The 24,746-nt window shown below is 58.4% G+C and carries 23 protein-coding genes; 14 read left to right on the top strand and 9 right to left on the bottom strand.

Annotated features, from left to right (window positions below; all coding sequences use genetic code 11):
* The first annotated feature begins 1 nt into the window (after nt 1).
* Nucleotides 2-2,656 carry an ABC transporter permease gene (locus ACIQWS_RS16445; RefSeq protein ID WP_403181543.1) on the top strand — a complete coding sequence of 885 codons (2,655 nt, stop codon included), beginning with the start codon at nt 2-4 and terminating at the stop codon, nt 2,654-2,656.
* A gap of 222 nt (nt 2,657-2,878) precedes the next feature.
* Here ACIQWS_RS16445 and ACIQWS_RS16450 read toward each other — a convergent pair whose 3' ends face one another.
* Entirely contained in the window at nt 2,879-3,292 is a 414-nt protein-coding gene (locus ACIQWS_RS16450) for a hypothetical protein (protein WP_223613075.1), read from the bottom strand.
* A 510-nt stretch (nt 3,293-3,802) separates the two neighbouring features.
* Here ACIQWS_RS16450 and repA point away from each other — a divergent pair.
* The 3 genes from repA (at nt 3,803) to repC (ending at nt 7,717) form a co-directional block, all read left to right on the top strand.
* Nucleotides 3,803-5,086 carry a plasmid partitioning protein RepA gene (gene repA, locus ACIQWS_RS16455; RefSeq protein WP_403181546.1) on the top strand — a complete coding sequence of 428 codons (1,284 nt, stop codon included), beginning with the start codon at nt 3,803-3,805 and terminating at the stop codon, nt 5,084-5,086.
* A gap of 9 nt (nt 5,087-5,095) precedes the next feature.
* Entirely contained in the window at nt 5,096-6,163 is a 1,068-nt protein-coding gene (gene repB, locus ACIQWS_RS16460; protein WP_346306456.1) for a plasmid partitioning protein RepB, read from the top strand.
* Between the two features lie 207 nt (nt 6,164-6,370).
* On the top strand, nt 6,371-7,717 hold the full coding sequence (gene repC / locus ACIQWS_RS16465) for a plasmid replication protein RepC (protein ID WP_403181551.1): 1,347 nt from the start codon (nt 6,371-6,373) through the stop codon (nt 7,715-7,717).
* 59 nt (nt 7,718-7,776) lie between these two features.
* Here the strand turns inward: repC and ACIQWS_RS16470 are convergent, their stop codons facing one another.
* From ACIQWS_RS16470 to ACIQWS_RS16500, 7 genes are read right to left on the bottom strand one after another with little or no spacing between them, the layout of a single operon-like run.
* Entirely contained in the window at nt 7,777-8,562 is a 786-nt protein-coding gene (locus tag ACIQWS_RS16470; RefSeq protein ID WP_288193249.1) for a transporter substrate-binding domain-containing protein, read from the bottom strand.
* Nucleotides 8,563-8,611: 49 nt separating this feature from the next.
* The gene (locus ACIQWS_RS16475) at nt 8,612-9,340 is read right to left on the bottom strand and encodes an amino acid ABC transporter ATP-binding protein (protein WP_403181556.1); all 729 of its coding nucleotides are present in this window, start codon (nt 9,338-9,340) and stop codon (nt 8,612-8,614) included.
* The gene (locus tag ACIQWS_RS16480) at nt 9,324-9,977 is read right to left on the bottom strand and encodes an amino acid ABC transporter permease (RefSeq protein ID WP_105733670.1); all 654 of its coding nucleotides are present in this window, start codon (nt 9,975-9,977) and stop codon (nt 9,324-9,326) included. The genes ACIQWS_RS16475 and ACIQWS_RS16480 overlap by 17 nt, the downstream gene beginning before the upstream one ends.
* Before the next feature lie 10 nt (nt 9,978-9,987).
* Entirely contained in the window at nt 9,988-10,671 is a 684-nt protein-coding gene (locus ACIQWS_RS16485) for an amino acid ABC transporter permease (protein ID WP_346305019.1), read from the bottom strand.
* A 15-nt stretch (nt 10,672-10,686) separates the two neighbouring features.
* Entirely contained in the window at nt 10,687-11,442 is a 756-nt protein-coding gene (gene kduD, locus ACIQWS_RS16490; RefSeq protein ID WP_346305020.1) for a 2-dehydro-3-deoxy-D-gluconate 5-dehydrogenase KduD, read from the bottom strand.
* 5 nt (nt 11,443-11,447) lie between these two features.
* On the bottom strand, nt 11,448-12,284 hold the full coding sequence (kduI, locus tag ACIQWS_RS16495; RefSeq protein WP_403181565.1) for a 5-dehydro-4-deoxy-D-glucuronate isomerase: 837 nt from the start codon (nt 12,282-12,284) through the stop codon (nt 11,448-11,450).
* 42 nt (nt 12,285-12,326) lie between these two features.
* Nucleotides 12,327-13,091, bottom strand: coding sequence for a GntR family transcriptional regulator (locus ACIQWS_RS16500; RefSeq protein WP_403181567.1), 765 nt, complete (start codon nt 13,089-13,091; stop codon nt 12,327-12,329).
* Nucleotides 13,092-13,539: 448 nt separating this feature from the next.
* On the opposite strand from ACIQWS_RS16500, the gene ACIQWS_RS16505 reads away from it, so the two are divergent.
* The 10 genes from ACIQWS_RS16505 (at nt 13,540) to ACIQWS_RS16550 (ending at nt 24,233) form a co-directional block, all read left to right on the top strand.
* A complete protein-coding gene (locus ACIQWS_RS16505) occupies nt 13,540-15,336 on the top strand; it encodes an acetolactate synthase 3 large subunit (protein WP_403181570.1) in 1,797 nt (598 codons plus the stop codon).
* 170 nt (nt 15,337-15,506) lie between these two features.
* On the top strand, nt 15,507-16,241 hold the full coding sequence (locus ACIQWS_RS16510) for a FadR/GntR family transcriptional regulator (protein ID WP_374042715.1): 735 nt from the start codon (nt 15,507-15,509) through the stop codon (nt 16,239-16,241).
* On the top strand, nt 16,238-17,425 hold the full coding sequence (locus ACIQWS_RS16515; RefSeq protein WP_223616067.1) for a PLP-dependent transferase: 1,188 nt from the start codon (nt 16,238-16,240) through the stop codon (nt 17,423-17,425). The genes ACIQWS_RS16510 and ACIQWS_RS16515 overlap by 4 nt, the downstream gene beginning before the upstream one ends.
* 25 nt (nt 17,426-17,450) lie before the next feature.
* The gene (locus ACIQWS_RS16520; RefSeq protein ID WP_403181574.1) at nt 17,451-18,734 is read left to right on the top strand and encodes an ABC transporter substrate-binding protein; all 1,284 of its coding nucleotides are present in this window, start codon (nt 17,451-17,453) and stop codon (nt 18,732-18,734) included.
* Nucleotides 18,735-18,855: 121 nt separating this feature from the next.
* Nucleotides 18,856-19,782: a carbohydrate ABC transporter permease gene (locus ACIQWS_RS16525; RefSeq protein WP_374042717.1), complete on the top strand. Its 927-nt coding sequence runs from the start codon at nt 18,856-18,858 to the stop codon at nt 19,780-19,782.
* Nucleotides 19,782-20,630: a carbohydrate ABC transporter permease gene (locus tag ACIQWS_RS16530; RefSeq protein ID WP_403181576.1), complete on the top strand. Its 849-nt coding sequence runs from the start codon at nt 19,782-19,784 to the stop codon at nt 20,628-20,630. The genes ACIQWS_RS16525 and ACIQWS_RS16530 overlap by 1 nt, the downstream gene beginning before the upstream one ends.
* 17 nt (nt 20,631-20,647) lie before the next feature.
* Complete coding sequence (locus ACIQWS_RS16535) at nt 20,648-21,727, top strand: ABC transporter ATP-binding protein (protein WP_403181580.1); 1,080 nt, start codon at nt 20,648-20,650, stop codon at nt 21,725-21,727.
* A gap of 185 nt (nt 21,728-21,912) precedes the next feature.
* Nucleotides 21,913-22,698: an amino acid ABC transporter substrate-binding protein gene (locus tag ACIQWS_RS16540; protein ID WP_346308429.1), complete on the top strand. Its 786-nt coding sequence runs from the start codon at nt 21,913-21,915 to the stop codon at nt 22,696-22,698.
* An 84-nt stretch (nt 22,699-22,782) separates the two neighbouring features.
* Entirely contained in the window at nt 22,783-23,463 is a 681-nt protein-coding gene (locus ACIQWS_RS16545; RefSeq protein WP_288193239.1) for an amino acid ABC transporter permease, read from the top strand.
* Nucleotides 23,463-24,233 (top strand): amino acid ABC transporter ATP-binding protein, encoded by a 771-nt coding sequence (locus ACIQWS_RS16550; RefSeq protein WP_223616076.1) that lies wholly within the window; start codon nt 23,463-23,465, stop codon nt 24,231-24,233. The genes ACIQWS_RS16545 and ACIQWS_RS16550 overlap by 1 nt, the downstream gene beginning before the upstream one ends.
* Before the next feature lie 11 nt (nt 24,234-24,244).
* On the opposite strand, the gene ACIQWS_RS16555 is transcribed toward ACIQWS_RS16550, so the two are convergent.
* Nucleotides 24,245-24,655, bottom strand: a complete 411-nt coding sequence (locus tag ACIQWS_RS16555; protein WP_403181585.1) for a VOC family protein — start codon at nt 24,653-24,655, stop codon at nt 24,245-24,247.
* Nucleotides 24,656-24,746: the final 91 nt, after the last annotated feature.

Consider the following 24,746-nt stretch of genomic DNA (forward strand, 5'->3'; position numbering starts at 1 on the left):
AATGATGGGTCTTTGGGTATACGGTCTTGTCACGCGCCGCCCCCTGCAGCTTTTGGGAACCGCTGCAGGTATTGCAGGGACAGTCGGCTTGATCGCGTGTCTCGGCCTCTTTCTTTCCTCCAGCGCCCAAACGATGACCAGGAGAGCGATTGCAGGCGTGCCGATTGACTGGCAGGTCGAAGTTCTGGCTACAGCCGATAAAGCAGAGATAAAGAAAGCGATTGCTGAATCCGCAAGGGTTGCGGCTATGGGGGAGGCGCATTTTGCAGGCGTGACCGGCCTGGAAGCCACAACTGACGGAACCACCCAAACCACCGGGCCGGGACAGGTGCTCGCATTTGACGCCGCCTATCTCCAAAGCTTCCCTGCCGAAATCCGCTCATTGTCAGCGCCAAACGGCGGTACGATGATAACCCAGCAGACAGCATCAAATCTCCACGTTAAGCCAGGTGATATTGTTACGATCCATCGTGTCGGTTTGTCGCCCGCGACGCTAAAAATCGACCGCATTGTCGATTTGCCCGACGCGGATTCACTTTTCCAATCGATAGGTTTGCCTCCCCAATCGGCCCCACAGGCGCCTCCCGACAATGTCTTGATACTTCCCTTGAACATTTGGAAAGACATTTTCAGACAACAGGAAGAAGCTTCTCCCGGTAGCATCAAGTTGCAGTTCCACGCGAAGCTTTCGCACGCAGAGTTACCTGCAAACCCTGATGCCGCCTATGCTTATGTCACTGGTACTGGCCGTCATCTTGAAGCCCGGGTCGCGGGCTCGGCGCTGCTCGCCAACAATCTTGGAGCACGGCTGGATGCGGTGCGAGGCGATGCCCTCTATGCCCGCGTTTTGTTTCTGTTTCTTGGAGTGCCGGGAATACTGCTTTCGGTGATGCTGACTTTTGCCATTGCCGCTTCAGGTGCCGGCCGCAGAAAACTTGAACAAGCTCAAATGCGCGTTCGCGGGGCATCAATGCGTCAAATCCTTTGGTTGACAGCGATGGAGGCGTTTGTTGTTGGTCCGTTGGGTGTCATCGGCGGAGTGATCCTGGCATTCATATTGGCCAGAACGTTCTTGGGAAATGTACCGCTGAATTTATCGCACGTGTTTCTGTTCGTGGCTCTGGCGGCTCTTGGCATGCTGCTATCCCTGGCAGCGGTCATTCTCCCCGCCTGGAATGCGGCGCGGCTTCGAACTGTTCAGCTTGCCCGAAAAGCAGTCGAACCTGCTGCGGTCCCGCTTTGGCGGCAATTCTATGCAGATATCGTGCTGATCTTGTCAGCAGCAGCTATTTTCTGGCATTCGGCGGCACATGGCTACCAGGTCGTTCTGGCGACGGAAGGCGTTGCAGCGACTGCCGTCGACTATACGGCATTCGCCGCTCCGATCCTGTTCTGGCTTGGATCTGCGCTTTTCTGTGTCCGCATCTGCGGTTTCATCATTCGTGGGAATGGCGCGATATTGCGCGCGATGGTCATGCCTGTGAGCGGGTCGATGACGAAGGTTGTATCGTCCTCGCTATCACGACAAGCCGGGCGATTGACGCTCGCAATTGCCATGGTCGCGATGGCGGTGTCGTTTGCAACCTCCACGGCGGTTTTCAATCGCACGTTCAACGATCAGGCGCATGTGGATGCCGAACTGACGAACGGCTCTGACGTCACCGTTTTTGGTACGACATTGCAACCCGCGGGGAGCCAATTGGCGCAATTGGAATCCATTCCAGGCGTCACGGTAGCGCGTCCCATGCAGCATCGCTTCGCCTATGTCGGCACGGATTTGCAGGATTTATATGGAATCGATCCCGCACGCATTCAGGCTGCAACGAAACTGTCCGACGCCTTTTTCTCTACGGGAACTGCCGCCGACAATCTGGCGAGACTCCTGAAAACGCCCGACGGGGTTCTCGTGTCGGAGGAAACGGTAAGGGATTTTCAGCTCAAAGCGGGTGACACGATAAACCTGCGCCTGCAAACCGCGGCCGACCATCAATATCATGCCTACCCGTTTAAATTCATCGGTGTCGTAAGGGAGTTTCCCACTGCGCCGAAAGATTCGTTTTTGGTCGCAAATATGGACTATGTTGCAAAAATTACCGGCGACGCGACGGCTGAATATGTGCTGCTGCGTACAAGCATCGATCCGGCAGCGGTCGCGCGCGCGGCCAGCGTATCACTGGGCTCGTTCCCGTCGTTGAAAATCGTGGATATTGGCTCGGTCAGCCGTTTGATTGGCTCCAGCCTTACCGCAGTCGATCTTCGTGGCTTGACCTCGATTGAACTGGTGTTCGCGCTCATCATGGCGATTGTCTCGGCTGGGCTCATGCTTGCCCTCGGTTTTATTGACCGAAGTCGCGACTATGCCATTCTCAACGCAATCGGGGTCAAGCCAGCCCAACTCGCGGCATTCTTGTGGAGCGAGGCCGCCATCATTCTGCTTGGAGGTTTGACATTCGGTCTTGTTACGGGCGTTATAACGGCAGGTATTCTCATCAGGATGCTGACGGGTGTTTTTGATCCGCCGCCAGAAACCATGTCGGTGCCGTGGCTTTACCTGCTCGCAGTCGGTGCCACCACAATCGCCTCGGTCATTCTTGCCGTGGCGTTTACCGAACGCCGCCGCAGACAGGCGTCCCAGGCATTCTGGCGACAAATATAAGCTCTTCGTGCACAGTTTCAGATGAGGTTGAGCTTGCTGGGCAGGATGAGAACAAGCCCAACTCGGGACCTCAATCGTAATAATGCACACTGTCTTCAATGGGCTGGACCAGCATGGCTTGCCCGCATTGAAAGTAAATCCGAAGCGCATTCTTCTCGCGCCACAGTCGATGGCGGGCGGCGACGCCCTACTCATGGAGTAGGGCCACCTGGCGTGCGCCGGTCACTTTACGGAAAAGTCGACCGCTTCCTTCATCGTGCCGTCAACGGCGATCTGCACCTGATAGGTGCCGACAGGCCAGCCAGCGTCCGGCTTGGAAAGCGAGGCGTCGATATGGTTTTCGATCTTGCCGATTTCGAAGCTGGCCTCGTCGATCTTGTAGTTCGCCGGCGCGACACCGCCCGAATCCACCGAAATCCAGCTCACGGTTAGCTTTGATCCCGAGGCCACCTCGTCGGTCAGGTCGGCGGAGAGGAATATCTTGGCCGTATCTGGCGCAAATGTCGCCTGGGTCTCGTTCGCGTCCTTGCTTGCGGAGAGCACAATGTTTTCGAACCCTTCGGCCTGCGCGTGCACAGCGAACGCTCCAACCGCCACCAAGGCAGCTGCCCCCATCATCATCGACCGAATGCGCATGTTTTTCCCTTTGGACTGAAACCGCGGCCCGCGTCCGACTCATGTGGTGCGTGCCCGTGACCGCCACAGTAGAATGCGAGGCCAGGGTTTGTCCATGGAGCCACGGCGGCACGATCTGCCTTTCGACGAAATCCTCCATGTCCGTCGTCAGGTGTCAAACGGCTTCAAAAACGCCCCCGATCTACACATAAAGGTGCGCCATGCTGGTCTCACCCCTCTTGAAGTCTTGGGATCGGCCAGAGTGACCAGCATGGGGCCCAAGGGCGCTGCCTTAATGGTTAATTTGCGTTAACTATAAAGTGCTTGACGCGACTCGGTTCTTTCAGCAGTTTACTTACGGTTTTAAGGGGTATCCTGCGATATAAGCGTTACACGTAAATCTGAATGTTAGTGCTGTTTTGCAGCGTTAAACCACCGGTCAGCGTTACCCTTTTTGGTATTTCTGTCGAATCGGCGCATCCTCATCCTGCGCTGATGCGATTCTATTGAACAGGCGCACAGGAACGATACGTGACTATGATGAATGCGGTACAGACAACTCAACCGGATGGCGCGCAATTGGCGGCTGTGCCACAGCCATCCGCTGCCTTGACCGCAGACCGGGCCATCGCTGCCGACGCAGAAATGCTGTCGGCACAGTTGCAGGCGATGCGCAACCGACTGTTTCCGCCGACCGCCCAGAAGGCTCTGCGCAAATTCACCAGCGGCGAGGCGGCAAAGCTCATCGGTGTTTCCGATGGCTATCTGCGCCAGCTTTCCATCGCCGGCGAGGGCCCCCAGCCGGAAACCGGTGCCAATGGACGCCGGCTTTACTCGCTCGCCGAGATCAATGCGCTGCGCCATCATCTCGCCGAAGCCGGCGGCCCGAAGGCCAGAACCTATCTGCCGCATCGCGATCCCTCGGCCAATGAGCATATGCAGGTGATTGCGGTCACCAATTTCAAGGGCGGTTCCGGCAAGACCACGACGAGCGCGCATCTGGCGCAGCATCTGGCCATGGCCGGGTTTCGCGTCCTTGCAGTCGATCTTGACCCTCAGGCATCGATGTCGGCGCTGTTCGGTTACCAGCCGGAACTCGATCTGACCGGCAATGATACGCTCTACGGGGCCATTCGCTATGACGGTGAACGGCGCCTGATGCGCGACATCATCCGCAAGACCTATTTTGACGGGCTCGATCTTATTCCCGGCAATCTCGAGCTGCAGGAATTTGAGCACACCACACCGCAAATGCTCGCCGACCGCCAGCATGGCGCGCAGCAGAGCATCGAACAGCAGTTGTTCTTTGCCCGGGTGCAGGCGGCGCTGGATACGATCTCGGATGATTACGACGTGGTCGTCATCGATTGCCCGCCGCAGCTCGGCTTTTTGACGCTGTCGGCGCTTTGCGCCGCGACGTCGGTTCTCGTCACGGTGCATCCGCAGATGCTCGATGTGGCATCCATGAGCCAGTTCCTGTTCATGACGGCGGATCTTCTGGCCGTCGTGCGCGAGGCGGGCGGCGAACTCAATTTCGATTTCATGCGCTATCTCATCACCCGCTTTGAGCCCAATGACGCGCCGCAGCAGCAGATTGCCGGCTTCCTGCGCTCGCTCTTCGGCGATCGCGTGCTGACATCGGCCGTGGTGAAATCGACGGCGTTTTCCGACGCTGGCCTGACCAAGCAGACGCTTTATGAAGTTTCACGCGACAGTTTCACCCGGGCGACCTATGACCGGGCCATTGAATCGCTGTCCTCCGTCAATGCTGAAATCCAGGGCCTGATTTTCAAGGCCTGGAACCGGCCTGTGTGAGGCAAGCAAATGACTGACAAGAACCGCAGGGATCAACTCAAAGCGCTTTTCGGAACGGTGGATACGGCTCCCCAGCCGGAGCCGACGCCGCTCAATGCGGCTCCGATGGACAACACTCCTCCTTCTGAGCAACCGAAGCAGCGCACGGCGTCCGGTGCCATCAAGGCTATGGGCCTGTCGCTCGGCGGTATCTCGCGTGAGCTGGAGGATGCCCGCAAGATTAGAGAAAGTCTCGAGGGAGCGGAACGGGTCATCGAGATTGATCCCCAGCTTATTGAGTATTCTTTTGTCGAAGACCGGCTGAGCCACGATTTCGGCCTTGACGAGACGTTCAGGGAACTGGTCGAGAGCATCAAGCTGAATGGCCAGCAGGTTCCCATTCTCGTCCGGCCGCATCCGGAGCGGAAGGGGTACTACCAGACAGCCTACGGCCATCGCCGTCTGCGCGCGGCGGCGGAACTCAAGCTGCCGGTGCAGGCGATCGTCCGTGAGCTCAGCGATGCCCAGCTTGTGGTGGCGCAGGGTAAGGAAAATGCCGAACGGCGCGATCTCTCCTTTATCGAACGGGCTTTCTTTGCCCGCAACCTGATTGACCGCGGTTTCAGCCGGTCGGTGGTGCAGGATGCCCTGGCTTTGCACAAAGCCGAGATGACCCGCTACCTCCAGGTCGTGGATGCCATTCCGAAGCCGATTTTGCAGGCCATCGGCCCCGCACCCAAAATCGGCCGGCCGCGCTGGGTCAAACTGGCTGATCTGTTGAAGAAGCCGGATGGCCGAACGGCCGCGCAGGCGATTGTGCAGCAGGACCATTTCAAGCTGCAGGGCAGCGACGGTCGCTTTGAAGCGGTGTTCGAGCGGCTGCTGGAGCTCAACAGGCCAGCTGCGGCAGCCAAAGCCGATCCTGCAGCCGCAAGGCATATACACGACGGCAATGGTGATTTCATCGCCCAGCTTCTGAACAGCAGAAAGGAGCGGTCGATCAGTTTTGCCGACACGGTTCCCGAGGGGTTCGTGGAGTTTGTGGCTGGCGAGTTAAACGGGCTTTTGCAGCGCTACAGGAGCGAGCAAAAAGCCTGAGACAGGCGTTATTCTGGTTTTGTGTAAGCGTTGAACGGAAAGAACAAAGAGAAGGAACAACGGCAAGAAAAAAGGCCCCCAGAACGTTACCGCTCCGGAAGCCCTCTTCAATGTAGCAATTTTAGAGAATCACTTCCTACCTGACTTGTCAAGCGTTGGACGCGTTCCGGCAACACCTTTCCCTTGCCTCAATTTGAGGTAGAGAAAATGACTGATCGTTTTGCAACGACGCCGTTTGGCGGGCGATCGCTGTCGCATGCCATGTTCGCGGTGCAGGAAAAGACAGCCCGCGCCCGTGAAAAGCTGGCCGGTAGCGATGCCAATCACCCGGAAAAATGGGCGCTGCTGCGGGAATTGACGCAGGCGCGCGCGGCTTTCTTCCTGTCGGATCGCACCATTGCCGTGCTGGAGGCGCTTCTGAGCTTCTATCCCGAGACCTTGCTCGACGGTAGCGCACCGCTGGTGGTGTTTCCGTCCAATGCGGAGCTATCCATGCGCACGCGTGGCATGTCGTCCGCGACCATTCGCCGGCATCTTGCCGCGCTGGTGGAAGCAGGATTGATCATCCGGCGCGACAGCCCGAACGGCAAACGCTATGCCCGGCGCGGGGAAGGCGGGGAAATCGAGCATGCATTTGGCTTTGATTTGTCACCGCTCGCGCTCCGCGTTGATGAAATCAGGGAACATGCGGCCGCGGCACGGGACATGGAGCGCGCCATTCATCGCGTCCGCAGCGAGATCACCATCCATTTGCGCGATGTCTCCAAGACCATTGACGCCGGACTGAGCGAGGAACGTCCAGGCGCGTGGGAAGCCTATGCGGATGAACTGGCAGCCCTTTCGGGGCGCGTCAGCAGGCATCTGCCATTGGAGACCATGAAAGCAAGGCGGGACGCGCTTGCTGATCTGCGCAAGAAGGTCGAAAAAGCCTATCTCGACACACTTTCAAACGAAGAAATGAGCGGCACTGACTCTTCTTCTGAGCACCATATTCAGAATTCAAATATAGACCACCATTTTGAAAGGGCTTACGAAAAAAGCCAGAAACGAACGGCAGCGCCTGAAACGGCAGGTAACGGGGATGCTAAAACGGAAGAAGACCGCAAGGCGGAAGCCGGGCGCAGCCAGGCAATGTCAAAAATGCGCCAGCGGTTGCTGGACGCCAAACTGAAACGGGCGCAGCACAGCGATACCCGGCCGGGGGATTTGGCCGCCGGGCCGGTGAAGACCGCGGCGCTGCCGTTGGGCGCCGTCCTGGAAGCCTGCCCGCAAATCCGGGATTATGCCCGCAATGACATCGGGGATTGGCGTGATCTGATGCAGACCGCCGGTCTCGTCCGCTCCATGCTCGGTATTTCGCCGGATGCCTGGGAAAGGGCGCGTGAAACCATGGGGGATATCAATGCTTCCATCACCATTGCCGCAATATTGGAGCGGGCTGGCGAAATTCGCTCACCCGGCGGATATCTGCGCGCGCTGACCGACAGGGCTGAAATTGGCCAGTATTCGGTCATTCCGGTGATCAAGGCGCTCAATGGTGAGGGGAGGGCATAGGTGCGAACAGCGAAAAGGGGCGCGCAAGCACCCCTGATCCAGCATTTTTGCGCCTCAGATCAACGAGAGGTGAGATCGTCAGGCAAATCGCGGTTGTGGAACTCCTTGAAAACAGTCCGCAGCGTTCCATTGGCGAAATTGGTCTTTACCCAGTTGTTGAGCCAATCCTGCAACGGTTTTTCTCCCTTCGGCAGAGCGATACCCAGATTGGTTTCCTTCTGGGTGAATTTGAGTTCAAGCGGATTGCTGGTGCGTTTCTTGTTCAGGCCGCCCAGCACAGCCGACTGGCTGGAGATGATGTCGACCTGACCCGACACGGCTGCCGTTATCAGGGTCGCATCGTCTTCGAAGCGTACGATTTGCGCGCCGGGCGCATTCTGGGTGATGTCCATGTCATTTGTCGTGGCGCGGGTAACACCGATGCGCTTGCCAGCGAGATCGGCATAATTCTTGATCTCGACATTCTTGGGCGCCGCGACAATCAGGCTCAGCGTGGCATAGGGAACGGAATAGTCGATAGCCTTCTTGCGCTCCTCGGTAATGCCGAGTGCGGAGACGACCATATCCGCCTTTCCGGTCTGGACGGTCGGTACACGGGCGGCATTGGTAATCTCGACCAGATCCAGTTTGACGCCGAGGTCCTTGGCAATGAGCCGGGCGGTCTCGACGTCGGAGCCTGTCGCTTTCAGATCGCTGTCGACATAGGAATATTCCGGGCTGCCCATGGCGACCGCAATGCGCACCTTTCCGGATTTCTTGATATTTTCCAGCACATCGGCTTGCGCCACCGTTGCGGCTATCATGAGCGCCGCTGCGGCGGCCGCCACTTTCATCATCGTTTTCATGTTCTCTCTCCCAGTTGATTCAGTCACACCGGTTTTGACCGGATTGCAGTCACAGGCCGTTTGCCAGAAAATCCTTCAATTCCTGGGTTTCCGGCCGTACGAGCATGTCACCGGTACCGGTCTCCCAGACCCGGCCGGTATTCATGTAGATGACGCGGTTGGCGACCTTGCGGGCAAAGGCCATTTCATGGGTGACGACGATCATGGTCATTCCACCCTTGGCCAGATCTTCCATCACACGCAGAACTTCGCCCGTCAGTTGCGGATCGAGCGCCGAGGTCACCTCGTCGAACAGCATCACTTTGGGCTGCATGGCGAGCGAGCGCGCAATCGCCACGCGCTGCTGCTGGCCGCCGGACAATTGTTCGGGATAGGCTTCGATTTTCTCGATCAGTCCAACCTTGGCGAGAACGGATTTTGCCGTCTCGAACGCCTCGGCGCGGCCGATGTTCTTGACGCGGCGCAGGGCAAGCATGATGTTTTCCGCCACGTTCATGTGCGGAAACAGATTGTAGCTCTGAAACACCATACCCACGTCCTGGCGCAAGGTCCGGATATTGAGCTCCGGCGATTCCACGCGGTGCCCGCAGACTTCGATGCTCCCGCCCTGGATGGATTCAAGCCGGTTGATACAGCGTAGCGCTGTGCTCTTGCCCGAGCCGGATTGACCGATGAGCGCCACCACTTCTCCCGGTGCCACATCGAAGGATACGCCTTTCAGAACTTCGACGGAGCCGAAACGCTTGATCACTTCATGGAGTTTAACGGCGGCCGACATTCAGTTTCCTCTCGAGAGAACGGCTCCAGACCGACAGCGGATAGCAGACGCAGAAGTAGAAGGCGGCGGCGATGCCAAAGATGAGAAAGGGCTGGAAAAGCGAATTGTTGATGACTTGCGCGGCACGGGTCAGCTCGACAAAGCCGACAACGGAGGCAAGCGAGGTATTCTTGACGAGCTGCACCATGAAACCCACGGTTGGCGGGGTGGCGATGCGCATGGCCTGCGGCAGGATGACGTCCACAAGCACCTGCCACCGGGTCAGGGCGAGACATTCGGCGGCTTCAAACTGGGTGCGTGGTACGGATTCGACGCATCCGCGCCAGATTTCGCCGAGATAGGCGCTGGAATAGATCATCATGCCGACACCAGCAGCCATCAGCGGCGGCAATTCAATGCCAATGACGCCGAGGCCGAAATAGATGACGAACATCAGGATGAGAAGCGGCGTTCCCTGAATGATCTGGACATAAACGAGGGACAGCCGTCGCAGCCAGCGCATCGTCGAGGTGCGTGCGAGCATGACAAAAAAACCCGCGACGCCGCCAAGCGCAAAAGCCAGTGCGGAAAGGACCACGGTCCAGACAAGCCCATGCAGCAGGTAAACGAGATGATTTATGGTGAAACCGTCGGTCATGGCAGCGTCCTCACAGGGGTGTTCCCAGCTTGCGGCGGCGCGGAAAGATCGCGAGTGCTATCGCGTGAAATCCGAAGCGCAGCAGATAGGTGATGACGAGATAGATCGCGGCGATGACGATGTAGGTCTCGAATGAGCGGAAGGTGTAGGACTGGATATTGTTGGCGACACCCGTCAGATCCTCCGCCGATATCTGTGACGTGATCGACGTTGAAAGCATCATCAGGATGAACTGGCTGGTCAGGGCGGGATAGACGCGTTCAATCGACGGCATGAGGATGATGTCGCGATAAATCTGGAAACGGGAGAGCCCAAGCGCCTCCGCTGCTTCGATCTGGCCGGGGTGCACCGCCTCCATGCCCGCCCGCACGATTTCGGCGGTATAGGCTCCGACATTGATCACCATGGCGAACACCGAGGCGAAAAACACCGGCATGGTCAGGCCGATCGACGACAATCCGAAGAAAATGAAGAATATCTGGACGATGAACGGCGTGTTGCGGACGATCTCGATGTAAATGCCGACGGCGAGACGTAACCAGGGATAGGCGCTGCGCCGGGCGATAGCGCAGAGAACCCCGATGACGAGCCCGATGGCCACCGCAACAACCGTCATCTCGATTGTCGTGACCGCGCCCTGAAGAAAGCTTTGCCAGTAGGGGAGGAGCGCTTCGAAATCGAACTGGTAATTCATGGCGCTTTTCCCGCTCTATCGTGCCAGCCAGCCGCCATCGACGGGCAGCACGGTTCCATGGACGTAATCGGAGGCACGGGAAGCCAAAAACACCGCCGCACCGCCGATATCCGAGGGATTACCCCAGCGGCCGGCCGGGATTCTGGCCAGAATCTGGGCGCTGCGGTCCTGATCGTCCCGGAGCGCCGTCGTATTGTTGGTGACGAAATAGCCGGGGGCGATGGCATTGACGTTGACGCCCTTCGCGGCCCATTCGCATGCCAGGAGCCTGGTGATTCCGGCCAGCCCGCTCTTGGAAGCGGTGTAGGAGGGGATGCGAATACCGCCCTGAAACGACAGAAGCGATGCAATATTGATGATCTTGCCCTGTCCGGCGGCAATCATGTGCCGGCCGGCGGCCTGGGCGAGGAAGAAAGCCGATTTGAGATTGGTGTCCATGACCGCATCCCAATCGGCTTCTGTGAAGTCGACGGCGTCATTGCGGCGGATGATACCGGCGTTGTTGACGAGGATATCCAACCGCCCGAAGGCTTTTTGTGTTTCCTCGACAATGGAGGCGACTGGCGCGATGGTGCCGAGATCGGCTCGTATTTCATGGAAACCTGCGCCTGCTTTTTCAACGAAGGAACGGGTTTCGTCCATGGACGAGCGGCCAACCGCGGCGATGGATGCACCCGCCTCGGCAAGCGCGACCGCGATGCCCTGGCCAATGCCGGTATTGGCGCCGGTAACGATGGCAATTTTGCCGGAAAGATCAAAAAGCTGTGTCACCGATGTCACCGCAGCGCACCGATGGGGATATGATCCATATCCGTGAAGCTCTTGTTGTCGCCGCCCATGGCCCAGATGAATGCGTAGTTGGAGGTGCCGACGCCGGAATGGATGGACCAGCCGGGCGAGATGATGGCCTGCTCATTGGCAACGACGAGATGACGCGTTTCGGAAGGGTCACCCATCATGTGGAATACGCGCTGATCATTGGCGAGATCGAAATAGAGATAGGCTTCGGAGCGCCGGTCGTGGGTGTGCGCGGGCATGGTGTTCCACATATTGCCGGGATCAAGCTGGGTCAGGCCCATCACCAGCTGGCAGCTGTCGCAGACCTCGGGATGAATGTACTGGAATATCGTGCGTTTGTTTGAGGTCAGTTGGTCACCCAACTGGATATGCTTCGCCCGTTCCGGCCTGATGAGTGTGCTCGGATGGGCGGCGTGGGCCGGCGTCGAGAGCAGATAGAATTTTGCCGGGTTCGCCGGATCGGCGCTTTCAAACACCACGTCCGCCACGCCTTTGCCGATGTAGAGACAATCCCGCGGGTCGAGGGCATGAACGGCGCCATCCAATGTCACACGGCCGCTGCCGCCAATATTGATGACACCCATTTCGCGCTGGGCAAGGAAAAACTCCTGGCCGATCGGCGTCGGTGCCGTCAATGTCAGCGGTTTGCCGGCGGGCAGGGCACCACCAATGACGAGACGATCGACATGACTGTAGGTCAGTACGATTTCATCGGTTTCAAAAATGCTTTCAATCAGAAAGTGGCGGCGCAAATCGTCCGTGCCGTAGGCACGCACGGCGTCGGGATGGGAAACCTGTCTGACTTCGATTTTCATGTCTTACCTTTGTGTGTTTTCTGTATTGCGCCCGTCCGCGCATTATTCGTCGTCGATGAAGTAACTGGGGTTGATATTGCGCATCTCCTTCACCTCGTTGAGCATTTGCCCGAGATGAAAGCCCATGGCTTCGACCGCATGCGCGGTGTCGTGCCGGCGGATACCGTCGAGAATGGCTTCGTGCTCGACAATGACGCGGGTCAGGCGGCCGCGTTGCGGCAGGGTCAGACGCCGGTAGCGGTCGATCTGCATCTTCACCTGCTGGATGACATTCCATATGCCAGGAAACCCAGCTATCGCATTGATCTGCAAATGAAAACTTGTATCGGCCTGATGGAAGAGCTCATTGTCAGGGACGGCCTCAGCCAGGGAGAGTTCGGTGATGCTGGCCTCAAGACGCTTGATATCGGCGGCGTCGGCCTGTTCGGCGGCAAGTCTTACGGTCGTCTCTTCCAGCGATTTGCGAATGAGAATGGCTTCGTAAAGCGCGCGGCGCGGAATGCGCGACACGAATGTTCCCGATTGCGGAAAAATATCGATCAGGCCGTCATCGGCGAGCCGCAGGACAGCCTGATGGACGGGCGTGCGGCTGACACCGAAATGCGCCGCGATGTCCTTCTCGGAGACAGGCTCCATCGGTTTGCGGCGGAGGGAAATGATATCCTCGAGCAGTTCCTTGTAGATATGGGTTGCCGCACGCGGTGTCGCCGCGCGCTGTTGCACATAGGCGGTCTGCGAGGATGAAAGCGGATGCGTCCGGTCGCGCTTTCTGTCGGTGTCATTGGTTTTTCTGTCGTCCGTAAGCATGCTGCCTGTCCTTTTGTCCTGCGGTCGTCGCCCGTCGCTTCTGGCAATTATCCCATTCGTATTGACGGATTTCCCCTGGCGTTTCGCAAGCCAAAATCTCAATTGAAATATAAATATTCTAATATTTCAGTTTTGACAAGCCGCTGAAAACTGGTTGTGCACAGGGCAGGCCCGCAGCGGTGGCATGCGCCCAGGCTCCAGTGCCCAGGCTGCATGTGCCTGCCAGCGGCGTTGACGGCCCGCCCATTACCGGTTAGTGAAATTGGTTATGAAAATTGCAATGGTTCTCGTGGTGGTGCGATCGCGCATGGGCAGGATGGTTTGACCATCCGGCGTTAAGCACCCATGCGCGGCAAACAGGCTCCTGACGGGGCCTTTTTTTACGCCCGAATTTCACCGGCAGCCCCGTCGAACCCGCCCTTTCCAACCATTGCAACAAGGAACTGCCATGACAGGCAAATACACCCATGAATCCGCGCGTGCGCCCATGACCGGGGCAGAGATCGTTCTCAAGGCACTGCGTGATAACGCGGTCGAACATATTTTCGGCTATCCGGGGGCAGCGGTGCTGCCCATCTATGACGAGATCTTCCAGCAAAGTGCGATCAGGCACATACTGGTGCGCCATGAGCAGGGCGCCGGTCATGCCGCGGAAGGTTATGCCCGTTCGACGGGCAGGGTTGGCGTCATGCTGGTCACATCGGGGCCGGGCGTGACCAATTCCGTCACGCCCCTGCAGGACGCCCTGATGGATTCCATTCCCATCGTGTGCCTGTCCGGGCAGGTGGCGACCACGCTGATCGGCTCCGATGCGTTCCAGGAATGCGACACTGTCGGCATCACGCGGCCATGCACGAAGCACAACTGGCTGGTCACCGACGTCAACGATCTGGCCGCCACCATCCACGAGGCCTTCCGCATCGCGCGATCAGGGCGTCCCGGGCCGGTGCTGGTGGATATGCCGAAGGATATCCTGCTTGCCAGCGGTTATTACACCGCCCGATCTGCGGTCGAGGAGAGGGAGAGCTATCGTCCGACGACAGCGGGTGAGGATGCGCAGATACAGGCCGCAATCGCGCTTCTGGCGAAAGCCCGCAAGCCCGTCATTTATACGGGCGGCGGCGTGATCGGATCCGGACCGGCGGCATCAGTCTCGCTGCGTGCGTTTGCCGAGCTGACCGGCTTTCCCGTCACCTCGACGCTGATGGGGCTTGGCGCATATCCGGCATCGGGGCCGAATTGGCTGAAGATGCCCGGCTTGCACGGCTCCTATGAGGCCAATATGGCCATGCACGATTGTGATGTCATGCTGTGCATCGGTGCGCGTTTTGATGACCGGGTAACCGCGCGTATCGACGGTTTTTCGCCGAAATCGAAGAAAATCCACATCGATATTGATCCTGCGTCCCTCAACAAGATCGTCACGGCCGACATTGCCATACGGGGCGATGTCGGTCGTGTTCTCAACGAGATGCTGCGTCTCTGGCGGGCTCTGCCGGTTCAGCCGGATCAGCGGCGGCTGCGGGACTGGTGGCAGACGATCAATCGGTGGCGGGCCCGCGAATCCTTCTCCTATGCGATGGACCACGCAGCCATCATGCCGCAATACGCGCTCGAGCGTCTTCATGCGTTGACCAGGGATCGCGATACCTACATCACCACGGAAGTGGGGCAGCATCAGATGTGGGCGGCGCAGTTCTACGGCGTGGAGAGCCCCAACCGCTGGATGACATCGGGCGGGCTTGGCACGATGGGCTATGGCCTGCCGGCCGCAATCGGCGTGCAGATCGCTCACCCCGAAAGTCTCGTGATCGATATTGCCGGGGACGCTTCGATCCAGATGACCATGAAGGAGTTGTCGACGGCGATCCAGTACGACGCACCGGTCAAGGTATTCATTTTGAACAACGAGCATATGGGTCTGGTCCGGCAATCGCAGGAGATCTTGCACGGCAACCGTCTCGCGCACTCCTATTCGGCAGCCTTGCCCGATTTCGTGAAGGTGGCCGAAGCGTTTGGCGCCGTCGGCCTGCGCTGCGACACACCCGATGCGCTGGATGATGCGATCCAGGAAATGATCGACGTCAAACGGCCGGTGCTGCTTGATTGCCGGGTCGCCAGACTGGAAAATTGTTTCCCGATGATCCGGCCCGGCCGCGCCCACAATGACATGCTGTTGCCGGATGAGATCACCGGCGCGTCCTTCCGCGGGCCGGTCGATCCAGCCAGCCAGGGCTTGGTGTAGCCGCTTCGGTTATCGTTCGGGGAGCGAAGACGCAGCGCCGCGGGCGTTGCGTCTTTTCCCGTTGCCGCTTTCCGGCCATGGCGTTCAAAAAAAATTGAACTGCCATTTGACAAGGGCGCGCTTCCATGCTGAATTGGCACAATGGTCCAACCAATTAAGCAGGGCATTTCGTGATCAACCCGATTCTTTCACCGGTGCAGACATCATCGCGCGACGACGCGGTGCTGAATGCATTGGTGGATTTCGTTGCCAGCGAGGGGTTGAAGCCGGGAGACCGCCTGCCGACGGAGCGGCTGCTGGCGGAATATCTGAAAGTCAGCCGGACGACCGTGCGTGAAGCGCTGACACGCTGGCAGGAACTCGGACTTGTCGAGCGGCGCCAGGGCAGCGGAACCTATCTGCGCTCGGCCGTGACCCGCAACATGCTGCACATGCCGCTGACACTGCCGTCCGGCAACGATTTCAACAGCCTGATGCATACGCTGGAAATTCGCCGCGGGCTCGAGGCGGAAGCGGCAGTTCTGTGCGCCGAGCGGGCAAGCGATGACGACATCGCCTTTATCGAGAAAAAACTGGTCGTCATGGAGGAAGCCTTTCATGCCCGCGCCGGCATGTCTTCGGAGGAAGACTGGGACTTCCATCTGGCGATCTTCCAGACATCGGGCAATCCGCTGTTCGAACAGATCATTGCCGCGATGTATGAAATGTTTCACCGGTTCTGGGAGCATCCGCTTGGCGTGCGCGACTTTGGTCATGCCAGCTTTCCCTACCACCGTACCCTTTTCAACTGCATCGCGGCCCGTGATCCCGTGGGCGCACGCGCCGAGGCATTGAAACTGATCGCCACGGTTGAAGATGACCTTCGACGCGGCGCTGCAAATCTCAGGAAACAGAGCAAGACATGAACGACAATCCCTTTTTCTATGATCAGGACCTCATGGCCCAGGCGGCGACACTGCTTGCCCATGACGAGCCATTTCCCGGCGGGTCTGTCGTTCCGCCCATCTATCAGACATCGCTGTTCACCTTCGAAAACTATGCGGATATGGCCGATACCTTTGCCGGCCGCAAACGCCAGCCGATCTATTCACGCGGCGACAATCCGACAGTCATGGAATTTGAAAGCAAGATCGCGGCGCTGGAAGGCGCGGAGGCCGCCCGGGCGTTCTCCAGCGGCATGGGCGCGATCAGCGCCACCGTGCTGGCCTTTGTCGGGGCAGGCGACCGGATCGTCGCCGTGCGCAACTGCTATGGCGACGCCTACCGCCTGTTCGAGCGCCTGTTGCCGCATCTCGGCATCAAGGTCGATTATGTCGACGGTTCCGACCCGGATGCAGTTGCCGCAGCACTTCCCGGTGCCCGGCTGCTCTATCTGGAAAGCCCCAGCTCCATGATGTTCGAGTTGCAGGATATTGCCCATTACGCGCAACTGGCCAAGCAGCATGGTGTCGTCACCACCATCGACAATTCCTATGCGACGCCGCTGTTCCAGAAGCCGATCAGCCATGGCATTGATCTTGTTCTACATTCCGCCTCGAAATATCTCGGCGGGCACAGCGATACCGTGGCCGGTGTGGTGGCCGGATCGCGTGAAATGATCGATCGCATCAATGGCCGCACCTATTCCTATCTCGGCGCCAAGCTTTCGCCCTTCGAGGCATGGCTGTTGCTGCGCGGGTTGCGCACGCTGACCTTGCGCCTGCCGCACCACATGAAGAGCGGTCTGACCATCGCTGAACGGCTGAAAGGGCGGGATGATGTCGAGCGCGTCATTCACCCAGCCTATTCCAACCATCCTGGTAAGGCAACGCTTACGGGATACACCGGGCTGTTTTCCTTCGAGGTGACCGAGGATGTCGACGTGCCGGCGTTTGTCGATGCGTTGAAGCTGTTTCGCATCGGCGTCAGCTGGGGCGGTCACGAGAGTCTTGTCGTTCCGGCGATGGCCTCGTTGCAGCAGACGCCGGACGCCAATTCCATCGGGCGCTTCGGTGTCAGCCCGCGAACCATCCGTCTGCATGTGGGACTTGAAAATGTAGAGGAGCTCTGGGCCGACCTTGTGAATGCCCTGGATAAAGCAAAACGCTAATCAGAAAGCCAAGTGGGAGCATAAAATGCAAAAAAGAATGGGAACATTTCTCGCCGGTGCCATGGCGGCATTGGCCATGACCGTATCGTCAGCCTTTGCTGACACGACCATCAAGATGGTCGAAGTGATCACCAGTCCGCCGCGCACGGAACTGCTGAAAAAGCAGATCGCGGGCTTCGAGAAGGCCAATCCGGGAGTCAAGGTGGAACTGGTTTCGCTGCCCTGGGGACAGGCTTTCGAAAAATTCCTGACGATGGTTCAGGCTGGCGATACGCCCGATATCGTCGAAATGCCGGAACGCTGGCTCGGGCTCTATGCCAACAATGGCCAGCTCGAAGATCTTGGAGCCTATGTTGCGAAATGGAAGGACGGCGGTACGCTCGGCGAGCGTGCGAAGCAGTTCGGGTCCGTGGTCGACCACAAGCAGTACATGATCCCCTACGGCTATTATGTCCGCGCCATGTTCTGGAACAAGAAGCTGTTTGCCGAAGCTGGGCTCAAGGAAGCGCCAAAGACGCTCGATGAGTTCATGGAAGCCAACAAGAAGATTTCCGCGATCAAGGGCAAGTATGGCTACTGCCTGCGCGGCGGCCCCGGCGGCTTCAATGGCGTCCAGATGTTCATGAACATTGCCAATGGCAAGGGCGCGTACTTCAATGCCGATGGCACGGCGACGTTGAACGAGCCGGGCTCGGTCAAGGGTCTCGAAATGCTCGCGGAGATCTACAAGAAGGGCTATGCGCCGAAGGACAGTGTCAGCTGGGGTTTCAACGAAATCGTCACCGGCTTCTACTCCGGCACATGCGCCATGCTCGACCAGGACCCTGATGCTCTGATCGGTATTGCCGAGAAGATGAAGAAGGAAGATTTCGGCGTGGCGCCGATGCCGACCGGACCGAGCGGCAAGTCCTATCCGACACTCGGTTATGCCGGATGGGCCATGTTTGCCAACTCCAAGGTCAAGGATGACGCCTGGAAGCTGATGGGCACGCTGCTGGCACCGGAAGACAATCTGGAATTCGCCAAGAATGTCGGCGTCCTGCCGATCCACAATGGTGCGGACAAGGATCCCTATTTCGGCTCGGAAAGCTTCAAGGGCTGGTTCCAGGAGCTGAGCGACCCGAAGACGTTCGAGTTCGTGACGCCGCCGACCCATCTGGAAAATCTCGGCAACTTCTACGATTCCGTATCGGTGAAGAATTTCCAGGAAGTGCTGCTTGGCCAGAAGACAGCCAAGCAGGTTGCGGATGACTGGTCTGCATTCCTGACCGAGCAGCAGCAGGCCTGGATGGCCAAGAACAAGAAATAACTCGACCGGATGCCCTGGCGCCAACAACGCCGGGGCATTTTTCTCATGACTTTCGCCAATCCGGGAATCCGGTGGCGAGGGACGGGGAATTGTTTGCAAAAGAGGGGCCAGAAACATGGCAATGCAATCCACCGCGGCACTGACGCCGCAACAGGAGAGAAGGGCAAGCAGCAAGCGCCGCTTCAGCGCTGCTTTCGAGCCGTGGTTTTATCTCAGTCCGGCGCTTGTCCTGCTGCTTGTCGTTCTGGTGGTTCCGCTGATCTTCGGCGTCAGCTATTCCTTTCGCAAGTTCTCGGCGTTCAAGTCGGACTATGTCGGGCTGGCCCAGTACAAGGCCCTGTTGTCTGACCCGGTTCTCGGACAGGCCCTGATGAACACGTTGTGGTGGACGGTTGCCAGCCTGTTTCTCCAGTTCTTTCTTGGACTGGGGCTGGCTCTGCTGCTCGACCGGCCGTTTTTCGGCAAGAAGGTCGTGCAGGCGATTGTCTTCCTGCCATGGGCAGTGCCGTCTTTCCTCTCCGGGCTGACCTGGGCCTGGCTGTTCAATCCCATTGTCGGCCCGCTGCCGCACTGGCTTTTTGCGCTTGGCCTCAAGTCCGAACCCACCAATATTCTTTCCGATCCGGCCACCGCCATGTGGGGCCCGATCATCGCCAATGTCTGGTTCGGCGTGCCGTTTTTCGCCATCACCCTGCTGGCGGCATTGAAATCCATTCCATCGGAGCTGCATGAAGCGGCGGCGATTGATGGCGCAAACCCGTGGCAGCGTTTCACCAGGGTGACGCTGCCGTTCCTGGCGCCGACCATCGCCATCACCGTCATGCTGCGAACGATCTGGATCGCCACTTTCGCCGATCTCATCTACGTCATGACCGAGGGTGGCCCGGCCGGTTCGACCAATACGGTTGCGACCTATATCTATGTCAGCGCCTTCAAGACCCTGGACAAAGGCTATGCTTCGGCTGTTGCCGTGCTGCTTCTGGCGCTTCTCATCCTCTATGCGGTTGTGCTGATCCGCATCCGCCGCTCACTTGTGAGGTATTCCTGATGATCGCCGGTCGTTCCCGCAAAGCCCGTATTCTGGGCAGCATCGGCCTTTATAGTGCCGTTGCGGCTTATGTCATCTTCGCGCTGTTTCCGCTGTTCTGGACGCTGAAGATTTCCGTCACCCCGCAATCGCTCCTGTATTCCGAAGGCATCACGCTGTGGCCGTCGTCTGCGACCTGGGAGAACTACAAGACCGTACTGCGTGCAACAGACTTCCCGCGTTATTTCCTCAACAGCGTGATTGTCTCTGTCATAACAGCCGTGCTCGTCACCATCATTGCCTCTGCCGCAGGCTATGCCATGTCGCGGTTTTCATTCCGCGGCAAGACGACCGTGGCTGTGACGCTGCTTCTCACGCAGACATTCCCGCTGGTGATGGTCATTCCGCCGATCTATCGCATCATGGGTGAGCTCGGGCTGACCAATAGCCTGACCGGGCTGATCATCATCTACACGGCGTTCAACATCGCCTTCGCAACCTTCCTGATGCAGTCGTTCTTTGACGGCATTCCGAAGGACCTGGAGGAGGCTGCGATGATCGATGGCTGCAGCCGCAGCCAGGCGCTGCGCCGGGTCATCATTCCGCTCACCCTGCCGGGCATGGGCGCGACACTTGGCTTTGTTTTCACCGCTGCATGGAGCGAACTGCTCTTCGCCCTCATGCTGATCAGCAGCGACAGCCAGAAAACCTTTGCCGTTGGCCTGCTCACCTTCATCGGCAAGTTTGCCGTCGACTGGGGGCAGATGATGGCGGCCTCGGTGCTGGCGCTCATACCGGCCTGCCTGTTCTTCGGCTTCTTGCAACGCTACCTCGTGACCGGCCTGACCGCCGGTGCCGTCAAGGGATAATCGAAAGAGATAAGCTCATGGCTTCCGTCACCATTACCAATGTTCAGAAAAACTATGGCGCGATGAATGTGTTGTCAGCAGTGGACCTTTCCATTGCCGACGGCGAGTTCGTGGTGCTCGTCGGCCCGTCCGGATGCGGCAAGTCGACCCTGCTGCGCATGATCGCCGGGCTGGAGGAAATCTCCGCCGGGGAAATCCGTATCGGCGAGCGCGTCGTCAATGACATCGCACCGAAGGATCGCGATATCGCCATGGTGTTCCAGTCCTACGCGCTTTATCCGCATATGGATGTGGCATCCAACATGGGCTTCAGCCTGTTGTTGCGCAAAACCGCCAAGGATCTGGTTTTCGACCGCGTCGGGGCGGCTGCCAAGCGGCTCGGTCTCGACGTCTTCCTGCAACGCCTGCCGCGTCAGCTCTCCGGCGGCCAGCGCCAGCGCGTGGCCATGGGCCGCGCGATTGTGCGCGATCCCCAGGTGTTTCTCTTTGACGAGCCGTTGTCCAACCTCGACGCAAAATTGCGCGTGCACATGCGCACGGAAATCAAGGCACTGCATCAGCAGCTGAAGACGACATCCGTCTATGTCACCCACGATCAGGTGGAAGCCATGACCATGGCCGACCGCATCGTGGTGATGCATGACGGGGTGATCCAGCAGGTCGGCACACCGCTCGAACTGTACGACCATCCAGCCAACCTCTTTGTCGCAGGCTTCATCGGATCGCCCGGCATGAACTTCCTGCCGGCAGTGGTCAACCGCAACGATGCCACGGTTGAGGCGCGCCTCGGTGATGGCCAGACAATTGCCCTCAATGCAAAACTGCCTGTCGAGGACGGCGAGCGGATAACCCTCGGTATCCGCCCGGAAAACATCGAAGTCGGCAGTTCGGACGCGTTGGAAGTCAAGATCCAGGTCATCGAACCTTTGGGGCTGTCGACCCAGTTCTACACGATCCTGGCTGATGTGCAGGTTTGCATCTATGCGATGGGCCGGACGGACCGCAAGCCGGGGGACACGATGCGCATCGGAATCCGGGCCAGCGACGTGCACGTTTTCAATCCGGCAACCGGGCAAAGGATCGATCCGGCGGCCTGACGCTGAACCATGGCCCTGCCGGTCTTTCAGGCGAGGAATTATTTTTCCTTGTATTGGGTATTCGTGGTATTAAATTCACAAATTCGCGTTTCATGACAGCGAATAGTGCCTGTGCATGCTTAGGACAAAGTGACATTTTCCAATCATCCGCCGAAAGGCTTGGAAACTCAGGATGGAAACAAAAAATGAACTGGCTCAAATCCCTACTCGTCGTTGGCGCTCTGCAGGCTCTGGCAATTGTGCCGATGCAAACCCAGGCGCAGGCGCAATCCAACCTTGAACAGATCAAGACGGCCGGCGTGCTCAAGATCGGCACGGAAGGCACCTATGCGCCGTTCACCTATCACGACACCGCGGGCAAGCTGGTTGGCTTCGATGTGGAAATCGGCGAGGCCATTGCCAAGAACCTCGGCGTAAAAGCCGAATTCCTCGAAGGCAAGTGGGATGGCCTGATCGCCGGGCTCGATGCCAAGCGCTATGACACGGTCATCAACCAGGTCGGTATCACCGAAGCGCGCAAGGCGAAGTATGATTTTTCCGAGCCTTACATCGCCTCCAAGGCCGTGCTGATCACCAAGGGTGACAACACGGACATCAAGTCTTTTGCCGATCTGAAGGGCAAGAAATCCGCCCAGTCGCTGTCGAGCAATTTCGGCAAGATCGCCCAGAGCAATGGCGCGGAGCTTGTCGGCACGGATGGCTTTGACCAGTCGATCCAGCTCCTGCTCAGCGGCCGTGCCGATGCGACGGTCAATGACAGCCTGTCTTTCCTCGATTTCAAGAAGCACAAGCCGGACGCCAATGTGAAGATCGCAGCAACCCAGGACAATGCCGATTTCTCCGGCATCATCATCCGCAAGGGTGAACCGGACTTGCTTGCCGCCATCAACAAGGCGCTTGTAACCATCAAGGCTGACGGGACTTACAAGCAGATCGCCGACAAGTATTTCGGCCAGGACGTTTCGAAGTAAGGCTGTTTACGCCCGGAAAAAAGTACGCTCTAACAGGGCAGGGGGATCACACTCCCTGCCTTTTCTTTTGAGGGAGATGCAGCCTTGTCCCATTGGCTGACACTGATGCTTGAATCTCTCGGGCCGCTCCTGTGGGCCGGGCTGATTTTCACCATTCCGTTGACGCTCTTGTCCTTTGTGCTCGGGCTGACAGTCGGTTTGATCGCGGCACTCGTCCGGCTGTTTGCGGCCTGGCCCTTCGTGGCTATCGTCAAGTTCTATGTCTGGATCATTCGCGGCACGCCGCTGCTGGTGCAACTGTTCCTGATTTTCTACGGGCTCCCCAGCGCCGGCATCGTGCTCGACGCTTTCACCGCGGCCCTGATCGGCTTCACCCTCAATATCGGCGCCTATACGTCGGAAATCCTGCGTGCTGTGATTTCATCCGTGCCGCGCGGGCAGTGGGAGGCAGCCTACTCCATCGGGATGACCTGGTCGCAGGCCATGCGCCGCACCATCCTGCCGCAGGCGGCACGTGTGGCAGTGCCGCCGCTGTCGAACACCTTCATCTCCCTCGTCAAGGACACATCGCTGGCCGCTGCCATTACCGTGCCTGAAATGTTTCAGGCAGCGCAGCGCATCGTTGCCACCACCTATGAGCCGTTGATCCTCTATGTGGAGGCAGCGATCATCTATCTGATCCTGAGCTCTGTCCTTTCTTCCCTGCAGGCGCGGCTCGAACAGCGTCTCAATCGTTATGGCGGATTTCTGGAGGCACGGTCATGATGATTGAACTGAAGCATATCGAGAAGCGTTTCGGCGATCTGACGGTTCTGAAGAATGTGTCTCTGAGCATTGCCGAAGGCTCGGTCATGGCGCTTGTCGGACCCTCCGGCGGCGGCAAGAGCACCTTGCTGCGCTGCATGAATCTCCTGGAGATTCCGACCTCCGGTTCCGTGGAAATTGACGGTGACCGGCTGGATTTCCAGCCTGGTGTCAAGGTGACCACCAAGTCCATCCAGCTGGTACGCCGGCATTCGGGCATGGTGTTCCAGAATTTTCAGCTGTTTCCGCATCGCACAGTGATCGAGAACGTGACGGAGGGGCTGACGACCGTTCTGAAATGGCCGAAGGAGAAGGCGCGGGAGCGGGCCATGGCGCTGCTCGACAAGGTTGGCCTTGCGCACAAGGCGGAGGTATGGCCGTCAACCCTCTCCGGCGGGCAACAGCAGCGTGTCGCGATTGCGCGCGCGCTGGCCCCTTCGCCGAAAATACTGCTCTGCGACGAGCCGACGTCGGCGCTCGATCCTGAACTCTCGGGCGAAGTCGTCGACGTGCTTGCCCAACTCGCACGTGAGGGAACGACCATGGTCATGGCGACACATGATCTGCGGCTGGCTTCGCGCATTGCCAATCAGGCCATCGTGCTCGACGGCGGCGTGATCGTGGAGACCGGCACGTCGCACGATATCTTCACCCAGCCGAAGCAGGAACGCACCAAGCGCTTTATCGCGACGCTGACCCATGAGGGTCATATGCATGGCGAGGGCATCTGAGGGTAAAGCCGTCAGGACGTTTTGGCGTTTGTCGGGACGTTGATCATCCACTGGACGCCAAAACGGTCTGTCAGCTTGCCGAAGAAATCACCCCAGACTTGAAGTCCGAACGGCGTGGTGATGGTGCCGCTCGCCGCTAGGTAGTCGCACAGCCGTTTCGCATCATCCCGGTCTTCGATCACAAGCATATGGGCGGAACCGCGCATGGGTTCGGCATCGTCATTGTCCGAGGCATAGAAGAGGACGCCCGGACCTTCGAAGCGCGCATGCATGATCTTGCCGCGCATGGCTTCGGCCGGCACTGGCATGCCGTTTGCCCCATAGCGCAATTCTTCGGTGATGCGTCCCAAACCGCACTCGGCATAAAAGGCGAGTGCCTGCTCACAGGTCGTTGTAAAGAAAAGATAATTGGACAGGATCATGATCGACGCTCCAGACGTTGAAACGATACTTCAGCCAAGAGCAAATGCCGATCACATTACCCACATATGCGGATCAGTCACGGGGAAATTG

This window comes from Phyllobacterium sp. NPDC097923 (genome assembly GCF_044760925.1).
Lineage (GTDB): Bacteria > Pseudomonadota > Alphaproteobacteria > Rhizobiales > Rhizobiaceae > Phyllobacterium > Phyllobacterium calauticae.

Coding starts and splice junctions, on each gene's coding strand:
- ACIQWS_RS16445 (WP_403181543.1), top strand. CDS start 2: ATGATGGGTCTTTGGGTATACGGTCTTGTCACGCGCCGCCCCCTGCAG.
- ACIQWS_RS16450 (WP_223613075.1), bottom strand. CDS start 3,292: ATGCGCATTCGGTCGATGATGATGGGGGCAGCTGCCTTGGTGGCGGTT.
- repB (WP_346306456.1), top strand. CDS start 5,096: ATGACTGACAAGAACCGCAGGGATCAACTCAAAGCGCTTTTCGGAACG.
- repC (WP_403181551.1), top strand. CDS start 6,371: ATGACTGATCGTTTTGCAACGACGCCGTTTGGCGGGCGATCGCTGTCG.
- ACIQWS_RS16470 (WP_288193249.1), bottom strand. CDS start 8,562: ATGAAAACGATGATGAAAGTGGCGGCCGCCGCAGCGGCGCTCATGATA.
- ACIQWS_RS16475 (WP_403181556.1), bottom strand. CDS start 9,340: ATGTCGGCCGCCGTTAAACTCCATGAAGTGATCAAGCGTTTCGGCTCC.
- ACIQWS_RS16480 (WP_105733670.1), bottom strand. CDS start 9,977: ATGACCGACGGTTTCACCATAAATCATCTCGTTTACCTGCTGCATGGG.
- ACIQWS_RS16485 (WP_346305019.1), bottom strand. CDS start 10,671: ATGAATTACCAGTTCGATTTCGAAGCGCTCCTCCCCTACTGGCAAAGC.
- kduI (WP_403181565.1), bottom strand. CDS start 12,284: ATGAAAATCGAAGTCAGACAGGTTTCCCATCCCGACGCCGTGCGTGCC.
- ACIQWS_RS16500 (WP_403181567.1), bottom strand. CDS start 13,091: ATGCTTACGGACGACAGAAAAACCAATGACACCGACAGAAAGCGCGAC.
- ACIQWS_RS16505 (WP_403181570.1), top strand. CDS start 13,540: ATGACAGGCAAATACACCCATGAATCCGCGCGTGCGCCCATGACCGGG.
- ACIQWS_RS16515 (WP_223616067.1), top strand. CDS start 16,238: ATGAACGACAATCCCTTTTTCTATGATCAGGACCTCATGGCCCAGGCG.
- ACIQWS_RS16520 (WP_403181574.1), top strand. CDS start 17,451: ATGCAAAAAAGAATGGGAACATTTCTCGCCGGTGCCATGGCGGCATTG.
- ACIQWS_RS16525 (WP_374042717.1), top strand. CDS start 18,856: ATGCAATCCACCGCGGCACTGACGCCGCAACAGGAGAGAAGGGCAAGC.
- ACIQWS_RS16530 (WP_403181576.1), top strand. CDS start 19,782: ATGATCGCCGGTCGTTCCCGCAAAGCCCGTATTCTGGGCAGCATCGGC.
- ACIQWS_RS16535 (WP_403181580.1), top strand. CDS start 20,648: ATGGCTTCCGTCACCATTACCAATGTTCAGAAAAACTATGGCGCGATG.
- ACIQWS_RS16540 (WP_346308429.1), top strand. CDS start 21,913: ATGAACTGGCTCAAATCCCTACTCGTCGTTGGCGCTCTGCAGGCTCTG.
- ACIQWS_RS16550 (WP_223616076.1), top strand. CDS start 23,463: ATGATTGAACTGAAGCATATCGAGAAGCGTTTCGGCGATCTGACGGTT.
- ACIQWS_RS16555 (WP_403181585.1), bottom strand. CDS start 24,655: ATGATCCTGTCCAATTATCTTTTCTTTACAACGACCTGTGAGCAGGCA.